The 15310-nt window shown below is 64.1% G+C and carries 16 protein-coding genes and 1 pseudogene; 9 read left to right on the top strand and 8 right to left on the bottom strand.

Translation table 11 applies throughout. The features are described 5' to 3' along the window. Positions 1-19: 19 nt before the first annotated feature. The 6 genes from ACVWW1_RS28285 to ACVWW1_RS28260 all read left to right on the top strand — a co-directional run bounded on the left by ACVWW1_RS28285 (position 20) and on the right by ACVWW1_RS28260 (position 5240). A complete protein-coding gene (locus ACVWW1_RS28285) occupies positions 20-304 on the top strand; it encodes an RNA-binding S4 domain-containing protein (protein WP_092120020.1) in 285 nt (94 codons plus the stop codon). 137 nt (positions 305-441) lie between these two features. Continuing rightward, on the top strand, positions 442-780 hold the full coding sequence (fdxA, locus tag ACVWW1_RS28280) for a ferredoxin FdxA (protein ID WP_426437879.1): 339 nt from the start codon (positions 442-444) through the stop codon (positions 778-780). A 423-nt stretch (positions 781-1203) separates the two neighbouring features. Next, positions 1204-1995 carry a CarD family transcriptional regulator gene (locus ACVWW1_RS28275; protein WP_207834574.1) on the top strand — a complete coding sequence of 264 codons (792 nt, stop codon included), beginning with the start codon at positions 1204-1206 and terminating at the stop codon, positions 1993-1995. A 202-nt stretch (positions 1996-2197) separates the two neighbouring features. Further along, a complete protein-coding gene (locus ACVWW1_RS28270; protein WP_456658180.1) occupies positions 2198-3433 on the top strand; it encodes an MFS transporter in 1236 nt (411 codons plus the stop codon). 136 nt (positions 3434-3569) lie between these two features. Continuing rightward, the gene (locus tag ACVWW1_RS28265; protein WP_456658179.1) at positions 3570-4130 is read left to right on the top strand and encodes a hypothetical protein; all 561 of its coding nucleotides are present in this window, start codon (positions 3570-3572) and stop codon (positions 4128-4130) included. Between the two features lie 711 nt (positions 4131-4841). Beyond that, positions 4842-5240 (top strand): nuclear transport factor 2 family protein, encoded by a 399-nt coding sequence (locus ACVWW1_RS28260; RefSeq protein WP_173640163.1) that lies wholly within the window; start codon positions 4842-4844, stop codon positions 5238-5240. Positions 5241-5310: 70 nt separating this feature from the next. On the opposite strand, the gene ACVWW1_RS28255 is transcribed toward ACVWW1_RS28260, so the two are convergent. The 7 genes and pseudogenes from ACVWW1_RS28255 to cyoA all read right to left on the bottom strand — a co-directional run bounded on the left by ACVWW1_RS28255 (position 5311) and on the right by cyoA (position 12212). Next, positions 5311-5847: a response regulator transcription factor gene (locus ACVWW1_RS28255; protein ID WP_176528563.1), complete on the bottom strand. Its 537-nt coding sequence runs from the start codon at positions 5845-5847 to the stop codon at positions 5311-5313. Then, positions 5837-7177: an ATP-binding protein gene (locus tag ACVWW1_RS28250; protein WP_456660695.1), complete on the bottom strand. Its 1341-nt coding sequence runs from the start codon at positions 7175-7177 to the stop codon at positions 5837-5839. Before ACVWW1_RS28250 ends, ACVWW1_RS28255 begins: the two co-directional genes overlap by 11 nt. A 5-nt stretch (positions 7178-7182) precedes the next feature. Further along, positions 7183-8013, bottom strand: coding sequence for an SURF1 family protein (locus tag ACVWW1_RS28245; RefSeq protein ID WP_456660694.1), 831 nt, complete (start codon positions 8011-8013; stop codon positions 7183-7185). Between the two features lie 2 nt (positions 8014-8015). Then, positions 8016-8409: pseudogene (gene cyoD, locus ACVWW1_RS28240) on the bottom strand (cytochrome o ubiquinol oxidase subunit IV). After that, complete coding sequence (gene cyoC, locus ACVWW1_RS28235; protein WP_456658178.1) at positions 8406-9035, bottom strand: cytochrome o ubiquinol oxidase subunit III; 630 nt, start codon at positions 9033-9035, stop codon at positions 8406-8408. Before cyoC ends, cyoD begins: the two are co-directional and overlap by 4 nt. Further along, complete coding sequence (gene cyoB, locus ACVWW1_RS28230; protein WP_456658177.1) at positions 9032-11035, bottom strand: cytochrome o ubiquinol oxidase subunit I; 2004 nt, start codon at positions 11033-11035, stop codon at positions 9032-9034. Before cyoB ends, cyoC begins: the two co-directional genes overlap by 4 nt. Before the next feature lie 10 nt (positions 11036-11045). Then, positions 11046-12212 carry a ubiquinol oxidase subunit II gene (gene cyoA / locus ACVWW1_RS28225; RefSeq protein ID WP_456658176.1) on the bottom strand — a complete coding sequence of 389 codons (1167 nt, stop codon included), beginning with the start codon at positions 12210-12212 and terminating at the stop codon, positions 11046-11048. A gap of 486 nt (positions 12213-12698) precedes the next feature. Between cyoA and ACVWW1_RS28220 the strand changes: the two genes are divergently transcribed. Continuing rightward, positions 12699-13310 carry an MFS transporter gene (locus ACVWW1_RS28220; RefSeq protein ID WP_456658175.1) on the top strand — a complete coding sequence of 204 codons (612 nt, stop codon included), beginning with the start codon at positions 12699-12701 and terminating at the stop codon, positions 13308-13310. Continuing rightward, positions 13244-13753, top strand: a complete 510-nt coding sequence (locus tag ACVWW1_RS28215) for a hypothetical protein (protein WP_456658174.1) — start codon at positions 13244-13246, stop codon at positions 13751-13753. Before ACVWW1_RS28220 ends, ACVWW1_RS28215 begins: the two co-directional genes overlap by 67 nt. A gap of 102 nt (positions 13754-13855) precedes the next feature. On the opposite strand, the gene ACVWW1_RS28210 is transcribed toward ACVWW1_RS28215, so the two are convergent. Next, positions 13856-14665 (bottom strand): transporter, encoded by an 810-nt coding sequence (locus ACVWW1_RS28210; protein ID WP_456658173.1) that lies wholly within the window; start codon positions 14663-14665, stop codon positions 13856-13858. A 225-nt stretch (positions 14666-14890) separates the two neighbouring features. Here ACVWW1_RS28210 and ACVWW1_RS28205 point away from each other — a divergent pair, with 225 nt between their 5' ends. Further along, on the top strand, positions 14891-15292 hold the full coding sequence (locus tag ACVWW1_RS28205; protein WP_456658172.1) for a c-type cytochrome: 402 nt from the start codon (positions 14891-14893) through the stop codon (positions 15290-15292). Positions 15293-15310 lie beyond the last annotated feature (18 nt).

Genomic DNA, 15310 nt, shown 5'->3' with positions numbered 1-15310 from the left:
CTGGTTCTTGGTCTGACGCTTGGACAGACAGCGGCTCGACAAATGGCTGTGGCACGCGCGCCTGGTGAAGGCCCGCACCAGCGCGGCTGAACTCGTCGCATCAGGTCATGTCCGCATCAACGGCACGCGCGAGAAATCGCCGGGCCATGCGGTGAAGGCGGGCGACGTCATTACCGTCGCGCTCGACAACAGTGTCCGCGTGCTGAAGGTCACGGGCTTTGCCGAGCGGCGCGGCGATGCCAGTTCGGCGCGCGTGCTGTACGAGGATTTGCAGGCCGGCAATTTGCAAGCAGGCAAGGAGTAGTTATCTAGCGCTTGCTATCCCAATTTGGGGTGGCAGGCGCGTGAGAATACTGGCGTTTTTCAGGGTCGGCTTCCCTTGCGGCCCCGGTATTCCTGCGCTACGCAACCCCAGAAAAATCGATCGTTCCGGAGTTTTGGATGACCTACGTCGTCACTGAAGCCTGCATCAAGTGCAAATATACCGACTGCGTCGAGGTCTGCCCCGTCGATTGCTTCTACGAGGGCGAGAACATGCTGGTCATCCATCCTGACGAATGCATCGATTGCGGCGTGTGCGAGCCGGAATGCCCGGCTGACGCCATCAAGCCGGATACCGAGCCGGGGCTGGAGAAGTGGCTCGAGGTGAACACCGAATATGCCAAGAGCTGGCCGAACATCACCCAGAAGAAGGACTCGCCCGAGGACGCCAAGGAGTGGGAGGGCAAGGAAGGCAAGTTCGAGAAATATTTTTCTCCGAAACCGGGCAGCGGCGACTGATTCGCTGACGCACTCTTCGGCATTACCCCGATAGGGGCGGGCTTGGGCCGCCGCTGGCCCTCCGTTCAGCCGCCGATTTAACCCTAATGACGGACATATGACCTGAGGATGCCCCGTTATGCCCGGAATCGGGCGTAAACCATTGATTTTTGCGGAAAATGTGCTATATCTGCACCATTACAGGCCAAGAACCCCCTGCCATGCGTACCTTGTGGCGTCGAGGTTCCCGCAAACATCGAACAGGGGCGTGGCAGTTTCCGCGCGCAGGCTGTGTCACAGAAAACGCGTAAAAAGAGTGCTTCAAAGACGACGAAGAAAGCCGCTGTCGTTGCTCGCAGCGCAACCAAGGGCCGTGCCAAGGCGCCCGTGAAGGGAGCCAAGAAGGCGGCGGCTGCAAAGTCCTCAAAGAACAAAAGAAGCGTGATGCCAGAAAAGACTGCCAAGACTGCCGCGAAAGCGGCAGCTGCGAAGCCCGCTGCTGCGAAGGTCGCCCCCAAGACTGCTGCTGTCGCGCCGAAGCCGGCCGCACCGAAGGCTGCCGTCCCCGCCGCTGCTCCGAAGGTTGCCGCCAAGCCGGCCGCTCCGTCCCGCCCGGAAGAGAAGAAGGTCGTGACCCAGCGCCAGGGCTTCAAGGCCAATGAATTCGTCGTCTATCCCGCTCACGGCGTCGGCCAGATCCTGGCGATCGAGGAGCAGGAGATCGCGGGCGCCAAGCTCGAGCTGTTCGTGATCAATTTCATGAAGGACAAGATGACGCTGCGCGTCCCGACGGCGAAGGTCGCCAATGTCGGCATGCGCAAGCTGTCGGAGCCGGCGCTGGTCAAGAAGGCGCTGGAGACGTTGAAGGGTCGCGCCCGCGTCAAGCGCACCATGTGGTCGCGCCGCGCCCAGGAATACGAAGCGAAGATCAATTCGGGCGACATCGTCGCGATCGCCGAGGTGGTCCGCGATCTCTACCGTTCGGAATCGCAGCCCGAGCAGTCCTACTCCGAACGCCAGCTTTATGAAGCGGCGCTCGACCGTCTGTCGCGCGAAATCGCGGTTGTGCAGCACTCGACCGAGACCGAGGCGATCAAGGAGATCGAAGGCCAGCTCGCCAAGAGCCCGCGCCGCGGCGCCAAGGCGGAAGCCGAGGGTGAAGGCGAGGGCGATGCCGACGGTGAGGATGCCGATACCGATGGCGACGATACCGCCGTCGAAGACGAAGCCGCCTAAACAACGCTGCAGGATTTCGAAGAGCCCGGTCGAGAGACGGGGCTCTTTGTTTTGGTGCACGATCTCGCCGGGCACGGAAGCGGCGTCGTGCGTACGGCCTTGCATATCGTCGTGCACAAATCGCCCCTTGGCTGATCGCCGCGACTCATGACCTGCTGCGCCGCGCTGGCGGCGAGATCGCGGAGCCGGCGAGGGGCGCGGCATGCTTGCAGGACGGTCGCTGGGGGGCGGTTACGACTGGCTGTGGACCGCGTTCACGGTCTCGACATTCGGTACCTGGATCGCCTTCGACGCGTTCCCGCTGCTCGCGATCCTGGTGCTGCATGCAAGGCCGGAGGCGGTCTCGGCGCTTGTGGCCGTGGGGCTGCTGGCCGGGGCCGCGGTGGCGGTGCCGCTCGGGCCCTGGATCGAATTCCGCCGCAAGCGGCCGGTGATGATCGCGATGGATCTGATCCGCTTCGCGGCGACGATCAGCGTTCCCATCGCGTTCGTGCTGGGACGGTTGACCTTCGTCCAGCTCGTCGTCGTCGCCGTCATCATGGCCGCCGCAGACATCGCGTTCCGTGCGGCGAGCGGCGCCTGCCTGAAGGCGCTGGTCGAGCCGGGCGATCTCGTGATCGCGAACGGGCGGCTCGAAGCCACGACCTGGACCGCGACCGCGATCGGGCCGCCGCTTGGCGGCGCGGCAATCGGAGTGTTCGGCCCGGTGGTGACCGTGATCGCCAACGCGCTCAGCTTTCTGCTCTCGGCGCTGGCCATCCGGCGGATCGGCGGAAGCGAGCCTGCGCCCGCCCAGCGCCAGGCCCAGGGATTTCGCGCGGCCGGACTGATCGAGGGATGGCGGGCGATCCTCGCGCATCCCGTGCTCCGCCTGCTGTTCTTCAACACCGTGCTGGTCAACGGCCTGATCATGGCGACAGCGCCGCTGCTTGCGGTGCTGATGCTGCGCGGTCTCGGCTTTGCGCCCTGGCAGTACGGACTCGCATTCGGGGCGCCCTGTATCGGCGGCCTGATCGGCGCACGGCTCGCGCCAGCGCTGGCCGCGCGCTTCGGGCAGCACAATGTGTTGCTCGCGGCCGGTACGCTGCGTGCCTGCTGGTCGCTCGGCCTCGCCTTCATGCCGAACGGTGTCGCGGGCATCGCGGTCGTCTTTGCGCTTCAGTTCGGTCTCGTCACCTGCGCCGGTATCTTCAATCCGGTGTTTGCGGCCTATCGTCTGGCCCAGGTCGAGATCGAGCGGACCGCGCGCGTGCTCTCGGCCTGGACGATCACCAGCAGTGCAACCATCGCGGTGCTGACCGCGTTCTGGGGCCTGCTGGCGGGCTTCGCCGGTGTCCGGACGGCGATCGCGCTCAGCGGACTGCTTCTGCTGACGACGCCGTTATTGCTGCCACGTCGCGCGCTGAGAGCGTGGGAAGGGGTAGGCTCTCGATCGTGATCTTCAGCCGAGGAGGTTGATGTTCCAAGCTGTCCGCACCGTCAGCCCCTCGGACGAGGGCACTCATTGCCGAGTTATCCGAAACGGAACGCCGGTATCTTTCGCGCGTTCGCTCGTCATCGGAGGAGAGTGGGCCATGACATCAAAGACAGTCATATTTTTCGCTGGCGTCGGAACAACCTTCATGATTCTCGGTGCTGGTTTCGGTGGTGGACTACTCATGGCCAATTCGGCGCTCAGGGATACTGCCAACATTCAGACGCGCGTCTCTTCGCCAGCACCTGCGGAACCAGCACGCGTTGTCCTGCCATCGACAGCAGAAGTCGCGCAGGCGCCGCAACCTGCCACCCAGCCGGAGCCCGCCACGCAACAAGCTACCCCGCCTTCGCAGTCGCAGGTACACCCGGAGCCAGTCAAGGTTGTGCAAGCGCCCGTCGAGAGGCAGGCGGATGCGGTGGACGCGAGGAGATCTGAAGTTGAAGAAAGGGAACGGGGAAAGCGGTACGCTGAACGCAAAGCGAAGCGCATTGCGTCCGAGCAGGCAAGGCGTCAACAGCGGCGCATCGAGCAGAGCGAACAACGCCGCGAAGTTCCGGTGCTCCTGGAGCAGGCAGAGCGCCGCGAAGCGCCGATTATGGCATCCGAAGGCGATGCCTCCCCGCCTCGTCCGATCGCGAATTTCTTCGGGGATGATTGAGTGCATTTGCGCGGCAACACGCTCCCTTAGAGGAGCCGAGGAACGGTCAGCGGTTTTCGAACGTTAGTACCATCCATTGGTCTGGCCTTACAACGGACGTCGGAGTGCCGCGTTTAGCTTGCTCCGACCTGTTCAGACAGCGTGGACTGCGTTGCAGTGCTATGCCTGAGGGATGTACATGGCTAACGAAGACTCCATTGCTTCCAGTGCTACCCCTGAACAGCGAATAGAGCGGGCGTCAGAGGCGATCCGTCAGATGGCTGAGCACGATGTCTTTGAGCCTTTGCCGCAAGATCGGTGGCTGCATCACTTGAGTGAAGTGGCCAAGGCGGCTCCCCTTCAATCACTTGCCGTTGCATTCTTGCTAGGGGTCTTCTTGGCTCGGCGGTAGCGCTGGACGGTCCGGTCTGTCGATGGGCCTGTTGCCGACTGAGTGGAGCCTGTCATCGGGCACGCATTCGTGCGACCCGTTGACTCCATCCGGGCTACTGCATCGGCTACTTCACCCGCTGTTTCTCTCGAGCTTCCGCGCCAGGGACCTCCGGACGCCGAACGGCGCTCGAAAGCCACGTAAGCAATCCTGACCAGAATCGTCCCGTGCTGTTTCACGGATGACGACGGCGATCGGAGCGCGGCATGCTATGCTGGCTGCCCGACCGCTATTTGATCGACATTAAGGTGACCCATCAATTTGCAGCGAGGAGAAATCCGATGACATCCAATGTTGAGGCAACCAGGAAGGGTTATGAGGCGTTTCAACGTGGTGACATTCCGGCGCTCATGAGAGATCTGATCGATGACGACTGCACGTGGATAACCCCAGGTCCCCAGGATAAATTGCCTTGGGCTGGGACCTTTAGAGGAAAGCAGCAGATTGCAAACTTCTTCGTCCAGGTCGGCGAGAATCTGGAATTCAGCGAGTTTGCACCACGTGAGATGATTGAGCAGGGCGACACTGTCGTGGTCTTGGGTACGCTCACGGCGCGGGCAAAGAGAACGGGGAAGACCGTCAAGAACGAATGGGCCCACGTTTTCAAGTACCGCGGAGGAAAGGCGGTCTATTTTCAGGAGTACATCGACACTGCGGCGGATGTCGCCGCGATGTCGTAACGGACCGAGAGGCGGCCGGCTGATCGGGAGCGGATTCGCGTTCCTCGTTGGCATCATCCGCCTCTATCGTCTACTTCACCCGCTGCTTCTCCAGCTTGCGGGCCAGGGTGCGGCGGTGCATGCCGAGGCGGCGCGCGGCTTCGGAGATGTTGAAATCGGTCTCCATCAGGGTCTGGTGAATGCGCTCCCATTCCAGCGTCTTGATCGAGGTCGGCCGCGCGCCGACCTCGATGGCGGCGTTGCCTTGCGCTTTAAGGAACGCGGCCTCGATGTCGTCGGTGTTCGACGGCTTGGCCAGATAGTGGCAGGCGCCGAGCTTGATCGCCTCGACCGCGGTCGCGATGCTGGCGAACCCGGTCAGCACCACGATCAGCATATCCGGGTCATGCGCGTGCAGCGCTTCGACGCAGGCAAGGCCCGATGCGCCGCCGGCGAGCTTCAGGTCGACGACGGCATAGCCGGGCGATTGCTGCTCGAGCAGCTCGCGGACTTCGTCGAGCGAGGCCGACACCGCGACGCCGTAGCCGCGGCGCTCGAACGAGCGCTTCAGCGTGCGGGCAAAACCTGAATCGTCCTCGACGATCAGGAGCTGGCGTTCATCCGTCAAGATGGTCTCCGATCGCAAGCGTCGAGAGCGGCAGCTCGAGCCTGACCGCGGCGCCGATATCCGGCCGGTTGCGCGCCGTCACCACGCCGCCCAGCTTGCGCACGACATTGACGACCAGGAACAGGCCGAGGCCGCTGCCGGAGCTGCCCTTAGTCGACTGATACGGCTTGCCGACATGCGCCAGCATCTCGCGCGAGAAGCCCGGACCGCGATCGGTCACCGACAGCACAAGCTTGTCGGCATTGCGTTCGGCCATCAGCTCGATCCAGTCACGCGAGACCTCGGCGGCATTGTCGAGCACGTTGAAGATCGCCTGCTTGAGTGCGATGTCGGAGACGATCGCCAGATCGGCGCCGAAGGCGTTGCGGAAATACAGCGTCGCCGACGGCCGCGTCGTCCGCCATTCCTCCACCAGCGCGGTCAGGAACGCCGCGACCGTGGTCGGCGAGGAGCCTTCGCCGCGGGCTTCGCCGGCCGACAGCAGGATGCCTGTCACGATCGACTTGCAACGCTGCACCGAGATCTCCATCTCGCCGAGGTCCTGCGACAGCTCGGGATCGGAGGCGAGCGCCGGCATCCGGCGCCAGTCGCCCAGGATGACCGAGAGCGAGGCGAGCGGGGTGCCGAGCTCATGCGCGGCGCCGGAGGCCAGAAGGCCCATCTGCACGATGTGGTCCTGCTCGGCCGCGTGCTGGCGCAGCGCCGCGAGGCGGAGGTCGCGGTCGCGCAGGTTGCGGTTGATCCGGGTCATGAACACCACGAGCAGCACGGCGTCGAGCACGAGGCCGATGAACGTGCCGGCAATATAGAGATTGAAGGCTTCGGCAAAGCCCTGCGGCAGCTCTAGCGGCCGATAGTAGCTGGTCAGCCAGGCGAAGTTCATGCAGACCAGCGCCACCAGCGACCAGGTCGAGGGTGCATCGAGCAGCACCGCGCCGAGCGTCACCTGCAGCAGATAGAGCGACGTGAAAGGATTGGTGGCGCCGCCGCTGAGATAGAGCAGGGCGGTCAGCGCCGCAACGTCGAGCGCCAGCGCAACCAGTAGCTCGCGGTTGTTGATGTCGGCGCGGTAGCGCAGCCACAGCAGGCTGACGAGGTTGAGCGCGACGAGCCCGAAGATCACGGCGGCCATCGGCAGCAGCGGCAGCGCGACGTCCATCCAGAACTGCACGAAGCCGATGGTGGCGATCTGCCCGATCACGGCGATCCAGCGCAGCTGGACCAGCAGGGCCATGTTCTTGCGATTGGTCGCGATGTCGGCGGGTGCTGCGAGATCGAACGGCATGCCGGCAGCCGCGCGCACGGCGGACGGCATCACGGGCCGTGGCATTTTCGTCATGCAGATCCGATGTGCGCTCGAGCATCTGGGCCTGTGTCGCGAGACAGATTGCGGGCTGCGCCGATCAGGCGGCGCACGGCGGCGCGCCTTAAGCCCCACCTTGGATCGGAGGCGCCGGCGCGGCCCCTGCCGCTGACGACGCGCAGGAGCGCGCCGCCCAGCATAAAGGCCAGCGCGAACCATGTCAGCGCGTAAATCAGGTGGTTGTTCGGAAACCGCACGATCGTGAGCCCGCCGATGGGGGTGCCGCCCGGATTGGGCGTCGCATCGGCGTCGATGAAGAAGGGGGCTACCTGCGACAACCCGTGCAAGGCAGCGATCGCGGCGACGTCGCGCGAATACCAGCGGCCGGCCGCGGGGTCATTGTTGCGCAGGAAACCGCCCTTGGGCTCCGACATCCGCAGCAGCCCGGTCACGCTGAGCACGCCCTGCGGGATGCCGTCGCGCCGCGTCGCGGGATCGCGCCGATCAGGCGGAACGAAGCCGCGATTGACCAGCACCGTGGTTCCGTCAGCTATTTGCAGCGGGGTCAGCACCCAGAAGCCAGGGCCGTCCGTGGTGACGGCCTGCACCAGCGTCTCGTCGGCGTTGAGGAAGGTGCCGCGCACGGTGACGCGGCGATATTCGTCGCTCGCGGCCGTAACCGCCGGCCATGACGAGGGAGGCGGCGGCGCTGTCGGCGCCGCATGCATCCGCTGCTCGACCCGCTCGATCAGCGCCAGCTTCCAGGTCCTGCGTTCGATCTGCCAGATACCGAGTGCGCTCAGCAGCACCACGCCCAGCATGCCGAGCGTGAGCAGCACAAGCGATGGTCCGGCAGAGCGCATCGTCACGGCATCTGGCTCATGTCGTGGATCGGCATCATGTTGATGTTGAGATGATGCATGACCCACAGCGAGCCGGTCAGCGCGATCACCACCATGATCACGGTGAAGATCATCGCCATCATGGTCCAGCCGTTCTCGGACCGCGTGTTCATGGTGCAGGAAGTACACCATGTGCACGACGATCTGCACCGCGGCGAGCACCAGCACGATCAGTGCGGTGACCTGCTTGTCGGCGATCGCGCCGGTCATCACCAGCCAGAACGGCACCGCGGTGAGGACGACGGAGAGGCCGAAGCCGATCAGATAGCTCTTCAGCGACCCGTGGGCCGCGCCGCCATGGTCATCATGGCCGTGACCGCCGGCATTGGCTTCGAGAGTGCGGGCTTCTGTTGTCATCGCAGCATTCCCAGGAGGTAGACGAAGGTGAAGACGCCGATCCAGACCACGTCGAGGAAGTGCCAGAACATGGAAAGACACATCAGCCGGCGCCGGTTGGCTTCGGTGAGGCCGAAGCGCGCGGTCTGCACCATCAGCGTCACCAGCCAGACCAGGCCGAAGGTGACGTGCAGGCCGTGGGTGCCGACCAGCGTGAAGAACGACGACAGGAAGGCGCTGCGCTGCGGCGTCGCGCCCTCATGGATCATGTGCGCGAACTCGGTGAGCTCGATGCCGAGGAAGGCGAGGCCGAACAGCCCGGTGATCGCGAGCCAGGCCTGCGTCGCGCTGATCCTCGATTTCTCCATCGTCAGCATGGCAAAACCATACGTGATCGAGGAGAGCAGCAGCATCGTGGTGTTGAGCGCGACGAGCTTGAGGTCGAACAGGTCCTTCGGCGCCGGACCGGCGGCATAGTTGCCGCCGAGCACGCCGTAGGTCGCGAACAGCATCGCGAAGATGAGGCAGTCGCTCATCAGGTAGATCCAGAAACCCAGCATGGTGCTGGCGCCTTCCGGATGCGCGTGCTCGTCGAGGACGTGAAAGACCGGTTCGGAGCTTTGTGTGGAGACGGTAGCAACGGTCATGTCTGGGCTCCCGCGGCGAGAACGCGCGTCCGCGCGTCTTCGGTCCGCACCACCTCATCCGCCGGGATGTGGAAGTCGCGGTGATAGTTGAAGGTGTGGCCGATCACGACCGCGAGCAGCGCAATGAAGCTGACGGCGGCAAGCCACCAGATGTACCAGATCAGGCCGAATCCCATCACCGTCGCGAAGGCTGCGAGGATGATGCCGGTGCCGGTGTTGGAGGGCATGTGGATCGGCTTGAAGCCGGTCAGCGGCCGCCTGTAGCCGCGGCGCTTCATGTCCCACCAGGCATCGTTGTCGTAAACCACCGGGGTAAAGGCGAAGTTGTAGTCCGGCGGTGGCGAGGAGGTCGCCCATTCCAGCGTGCGCGCGTCCCAGGGATCGCCGGTGGTGTCCTTCAGCTGCTCGCGGCGCAGGATGCTCACCGCGAACTGCACCAGCATCGCGCCGATGCCGAGCAGGATCAGGAAGGCGCCGAAGGCCGCGATGACGAACCAGATCTGCAGGGATGGATCGTCGAACACGCGGAGCCGGCGGGTCACGCCCATCAGGCCGAGCACATAGAGCGGCATGAAGGCGAAGTAGAAACCCGAGACCCAGAACCAGAACGACAGCTTGCCCCAGAACGGATCGAGCCTGAAGCCGAATGCCTTCGGGAACCAGTAGTTGATGCCGGCGAACAGGCCGAACAGCACGCCGCCGATGATCACGTTGTGGAAATGCGCGATCAGGAACAGGCTGTTATGCAGCACGAAATCGGCCGGCGGTACCGCGAGCAGCACGCCGGTCATTCCGCCGATCACGAAGGTCAGCATGAACGCCACCGTCCACATCATCGGCAGCTCGAAGCGAATGCGGCCGCGATACATCGTGAACAGCCAGTTGAACATCTTCGCGCCCGTCGGGATCGAGATGATCATGGTGGTGATGCCGAAGAACGAGTTGACGCTGGCGCCAGAGCCCATCGTGAAGAAGTGATGCAGCCAGACCAGATAGGACAGGATGGTGATGACGACGGTGGCGTAGACCATCGAGGTGTAGCCGAACAGCCGCTTGCCGGAGAACGTCGCGGTCACTTCGGAGAAGATGCCGAATGCCGGCAGCACCAGGATGTAGACCTCGGGATGGCCCCAGATCCAGATGAGGTTCACGTACATCATCGGGTTGCCGCCGAAGTCGTTCGTGAAGAAGTTGGTGCCGACGTAGCGGTCGAGCGACAGCAGCGCCAGCACCGCTGTCAGCACCGGGAAGGAGGCGACGATCAGGACGTTGGTGCAGAGCGAGGTCCAGGTGAACACCGGCATCTTCATCATCGTCATGCCCGGTGCGCGCAGCTTGACGATGGTACAGACCAGGTTGATGCCCGATAGCGTGGTGCCGACGCCGGCGACCTGTAGTCCCCATATGTAATAATCGACGCCGACGTCAGGACTGTAGCCGATGTTGGACAGCGGCGGGTAGGCGAGCCAGCCGGTGCGGGCGAATTCGCCGACGAACAGCGACATCATCACCAGCACGGCGCCGCCGACTGTCATCCAGAAGCTGAAATTGTTGAGGAAGGGGAAGGAGACGTCGCGGGCGCCGATCTGCAGCGGCACCACGTAGTTCATCAGACCCGTCACCAGCGGCATCGCCACGAAGAAGATCATGATCACGCCGTGCGCGGTGAAGATCTGGTCGTAATGGTGGGCCGGGAGATAGCCGTCGGAGCCGTTGAAGGCGATCGCCTGCTGCAGGCGCATCATCAGCGCGTCCGCGAAGCCGCGCAGCAGCATCACGATGCCGAGGATCATGTACATGATGCCGATGCGCTTGTGGTCCACGGTGGTGAACCATTCGCGCCACAGATAGCCCCAGAGCCGGAAGTAGGTGACGATGGCGAACAGCGCCAGCCCGCCGGTCGCGACCACCGCGAAGGTGGCGACCAGGATCGGCTCGTGCAGCGGCAGCGCGTCCAGATTGAGGCGGCCGAAGATCATCTTGATGAGATCGGGATTCATGCGGCGCTCCTCAGGAGTCTGATTTTGGGCGCTGGCCGAGCAGCAAGGATGTCGATGACGGATGAGCGGGAGAGAACGGCGGGCGCTTCAGCCCGACGCCACGCAGCGGCGTCAGGTCGAGCGGCGCGAGAACGTCCCGCGACGGCGCGTCCTTGATCTCGTCCATCGCGCAGATGCCGGCGACGAAAGTCGGTGAGGCGCCGAGCGGCGCGCCGCGGCGGGCGTATTTGTCGTAAGTGAGCGGCAGCGTGTTGTTGAGGCCTTCGCGGCCGAGGCCGCCCTTGGCGTCGATCGCCATCATCTCGCTCATGCACATCTTGCCGGGCTCGACGCACATGTTGAGGATCGCCTTGTAGAGATCGCGATCGACCGAGCGATAGAGACGGACCGGATCGTTCTGGCTCGGACGCTCGAGCTGCAGATAGTCGGTGCGGCCGAGCATGTTGCCGCTGGCCCTGGCGGTGCCGATCCACTTGTCGAAATCGGCCGTCGAGAGGCTCTTGAACTCGAAGTGCATGCCGGAGAAGCCGGCGCCGCTGTAATTGGCGGAGAAGCCTCTGTACGTGCCTTCCTTGTTGGAGACCGCGTGCAGCTTGGTCTCCATGCCGGGCATCGCGTAGATCTGGCCGGCGAGGGCGGGGATGTAGAACGAATTCATCACGGAGGAGGCCGTGATGCGGAAGCGGATCGGGCGGTCGACCGGGGCTGCGAGCTCGTTGACGGCGGCGACGCCATAGTCCGGGTAGATGAACAGCCACTTCCAGTCGAGCGCGACCACCTCGACATTGAGCGGGGCGTCCTTGCTCTCGATCGGCTTGTCGGCGGCGATGCGGCCGAGCGAGCGGTAGGGATCGAGCAGATGCGTGCCCATCCAGGTCAGCGCACCGAGGCAAATGATGATCAGAAGCGGCGCCGACCAGATCACGAGCTCGAGCTGGGTGGAGTGATCCCACTCCGGCTCATAGGGGGCTGCGGTATTGGACTGGCGGTAGCGCCAGGCGAAGAAGATGGTCAGCGCCATCACCGGAAGCACGATGATGAGCATCAGGACGGTGGAGATCACGACGAGGTCGCGCTGCTGGACGGCGACGTCGCCGGCAGGGGCCAGGACGACGAAATCGCACCCGCCAAGGAGCGCCGCGAACGGCAATAAGGCCAATAATTTCAAGGCGCGCACGGCTCACCCCACTTGAATTTTATGAGTTCCGCCAAGGGGTAGCTGCGATGCAGCAAAGTTGACATTGGACAATTTGTCCAATGTTGCACTGCGGGATAGGAGATCAGAAGGTGAGGTGGACCGCGTGGCAAGGCTGCCCGTGGCCTCATCTCTAGGCTGAGCATGATCTGTTCGGAAAACCGGTTTCCACTTTTCCGGATCAGGCTCCAAAGGACGGTTCTCCGGCGATGGCACAGGCCCCAGCAATGGCTCACGGCACCCCGACCGCGTCAGGTCACGGGCAGGCGAAACCTGGCGAAATCGCCATCGGCGTCATCATCGGGCGCACGTCGGAATTCTTCGACTTCTTCGTCTACGCGATCGCCTCGGTGATCGTGTTCCCGAAGCTGGTATTCCCGTTCGTCAATGAACTGACCGGCACGCTCTGTTCATTCGGGATCTTCGCGCTGGCCTTCTGCCGCGCGGCCGCTCGGCACCGTTATCTTCATGGCGGTCGACCGCCGCCACGGCAAGGGCGCCAAGCTCGTGATCGCGCTGTTCCTGCTCGGCACCGCCACGGTCGCGCTCGCCTTCCTGCCCGGCTACGACACGATCGGCGTCGCGGCGATCTGGCTGCTCGCCGCCGCGCGCGTCCTGCAGGGCATTGCCTGGGGCGGCGCGTGGGACGGCCTCGCCTCGCTGCTCGCGATGAACTCGCCGGCGAATCGCCGCGGCTGGTACGCGATGGTGCCGCAGCTCGGCGCGCCGCTCGGCCTGATCGTGGCGAGCGCGCTGTTCGCGTTCTTCGCCGGCAACCTCTCGGCGGATGATTTCTTCGATTGGGGCTGGCGCTATCCGTTCTTCGTCGCCTTCGCCATCAACGTGGTGGCGCTGTTCGCGCGGCTGCGCATGGTGGCGACGGATGAATATTCCGAGCTGTTCGAAAGCCGCGACCTCGAGCCGGCGCGCGTCGGCGCGAGACCGTGGCGCAGGAGGGCCGCAACATCCTGCTCGGCGCCTTTGCGCCGCTGGCGAGCTTTGCGCTGTTCCACATGGTCACGGTGTTTCCGCTGTCCTGGGTGTTCCTGTTCACCAGGGAAAGCCCGGTGCGCTTCCTGATCATCGAGATGATCGGCGCCATGGTCGGCGTCGTCGCGATCATCGCCTCCGGCATGATCGCCGACCGCGTCGGCCGCAAGCCGCTGCTGCTGGGCTCCGCGGTCGCGATCGCGGTCTACAGCGGCTTTGCCCCGCAGCTGCTCGATGCCGGTGCGTTCGGCGAGACGATCTACATGGTGCTCGGCTTCGTGCTGCTCGGGCTGTCGTTCGGCCAGTCGTCCGGCGCGATCGCCTCGAACTTCGCGCGGACCTATCGCTACACCGCCTCGGCGCTGACCTCGGATTTCGCCTGGCTGTTCGGCGCCGGCTTTGCGCCGCTCGCCGCGCTGCTGCTGGCGACGCATTTCGGCCTGATCTCGGCCGGCGCGTATCTGTTATCGGGCGCCGTGTGGACGCTGCTCGCGCTTTGGCTGAGCGGCCTGCGCGAAGCGGAAGTCAATTAGTCCTGTAGCCCGGATGCAGCGAAGCGAAATCCGGGACCGCTCTCACCGCGGATAATCCTGCCCCGGATTGCGCTGCGCTCTATCCGGGCTACCGAGCTTCGCTTAGCGAAACAGCCCGTCGACGCGGAACGAATAGCCGAGACCGACGATGTAGTTCGGCGAATTGCGGTTGAGCCCGAACGCGAAATGGAGATCGAGCTGCTGGGTCGGTGTGAGCCGGTACAGGCCGCCGGAATTGATCAGCTGGGTCGGCCGCGCGCCATCGGGATAGTCGCCGACATATTCGGTGAACACGCTGATCCGCTCGGTCAATTTCTTCTCGATCACGAATGTCGTTTCCGACATGTGCTGGCCGGTCAGCTCGGCGGGGCGGAAGAATTCCGTGAACATGCCGCTGACGCCCCAGCCGTCATGCAGCTCCCATGACCATGGCAGCTGGATGTAGGGCTGCGCGCCGCGCCCGGCGATGGCGGCTGCGCCGGTCGGCAGCGCGACGCCGGCGGTGATCGACAGGTCGACCTTTCCCGGCACCGGGCTGATCTGCCATTTGAGTCCGGGCGCGACGTCGGAGAAGCCCGAGGCACCCGGCGATCTCATCGTGCCGGTATAGCTCGGCAGGTCGATCAGGACCTCGAGGCAGGGCGCAATGCCGAGCCGCCAGCGGCTGTTGCTGCCGTCGATGCTGCGGCCACTGTTGCGGCCGGTCAGGTTGATGCCGTTTTCGCTCTGCAGGCTCCCGACCGGCACGACGATACTCGAATTGGTGACGTCGGGCCGGTCGGTCGCAATTTCGTCGCTCGGCTTGGGACAACCGTCCGCGCGCGCGGCGGTGGCTGCTGCGAGGGTGAGCGCAGCAAGCACGCACCCGAGTTCGGCAAGTCGAGCGACGGCGCCGAACCGATTGTGAAACACTGGGGATGCTCCAAAAACCCGGCGCCGCTGCGGAGGTGGCAGCTTGAATAGAGATCGGCCGATGACGCGGATATTCCTCGCGGGCGAAAAAAACTTCAACAAGAAGTGCGATTGTCGGCGATCGATGCGGCCGGCGTCCAGCGCAATTACGGGCCGGGGAATTTCGGGGAATAGAATGGCAGCCTGGCGGCTCCTGTTGTGGTGGCAAACAGGAGACCCCCCGGAATGACCATTCGTTCGATCGCAGGCGTGCTAGCGCCGCGGCAGGCCAAAATCGCCGCGATGGCGGCTATCGCGATCTTGCTCGCCGTCAACAGCGCCCGCGCGGCGGGTGATCCGGCGCGCGGCGCCACGCTGTACCAGGGCTGCGGCGATTGCCATTCGATCGAGAAGAACGACGTCGGTCCGATGCACAAGGGGGTGGTGGGCCGCCTTGCCGGCTCGGTCTCGGGCTACAATTACTCGCCGGCGCTGAAGGACTCGAAGATCGTGTGGACCGAGGCCAATCTCGACAAATGGCTCACCGGTCCCGACGCGATGGTTCCGGGCACCAAGATGTTCTACGAGGTTCAGGATCCGAAGGATCGCGCCGACATCATTGCCTTCCTCAAGGAGAAGGCGAAGTAGGGCGTTCTCTCTCTACGT

Source organism: Bradyrhizobium sp. JR3.5 (assembly GCF_054057015.1).
The sequence above is the reverse complement of the archived record's forward strand: the minus strand, read 5'-3'. Positions and strand labels throughout refer to the sequence as shown.

Excerpts from the sequence above, each read along its gene's own strand:
- cyoC (WP_456658178.1), bottom strand. The coding sequence starts at position 9,035 with ATGACCGTTGCTACCGTCTCCACACAAAGCTCCGAACCGGTCTTTCAC.
- fdxA (WP_426437879.1), top strand. The coding sequence starts at position 442 with ATGACCTACGTCGTCACTGAAGCCTGCATCAAGTGCAAATATACCGAC.
- ACVWW1_RS28275 (WP_207834574.1), top strand. The coding sequence starts at position 1,204 with ATGCCAGAAAAGACTGCCAAGACTGCCGCGAAAGCGGCAGCTGCGAAG.
- ACVWW1_RS28270 (WP_456658180.1), top strand. The coding sequence starts at position 2,198 with ATGCTTGCAGGACGGTCGCTGGGGGGCGGTTACGACTGGCTGTGGACC.
- ACVWW1_RS28220 (WP_456658175.1), top strand. The coding sequence starts at position 12,699 with ATGGCGGTCGACCGCCGCCACGGCAAGGGCGCCAAGCTCGTGATCGCG.
- ACVWW1_RS28250 (WP_456660695.1), bottom strand. The coding sequence starts at position 7,177 with ATGCCACGGCCCGTGATGCCGTCCGCCGTGCGCGCGGCTGCCGGCATG.
- ACVWW1_RS28205 (WP_456658172.1), top strand. The coding sequence starts at position 14,891 with ATGACCATTCGTTCGATCGCAGGCGTGCTAGCGCCGCGGCAGGCCAAA.
- cyoB (WP_456658177.1), bottom strand. The coding sequence starts at position 11,035 with ATGAATCCCGATCTCATCAAGATGATCTTCGGCCGCCTCAATCTGGAC.
- ACVWW1_RS28260 (WP_173640163.1), top strand. The coding sequence starts at position 4,842 with ATGACATCCAATGTTGAGGCAACCAGGAAGGGTTATGAGGCGTTTCAA.
- ACVWW1_RS28215 (WP_456658174.1), top strand. The coding sequence starts at position 13,244 with ATGGTCACGGTGTTTCCGCTGTCCTGGGTGTTCCTGTTCACCAGGGAA.
- ACVWW1_RS28245 (WP_456660694.1), bottom strand. The coding sequence starts at position 8,013 with ATGCGCTCTGCCGGACCATCGCTTGTGCTGCTCACGCTCGGCATGCTG.
- ACVWW1_RS28265 (WP_456658179.1), top strand. The coding sequence starts at position 3,570 with ATGACATCAAAGACAGTCATATTTTTCGCTGGCGTCGGAACAACCTTC.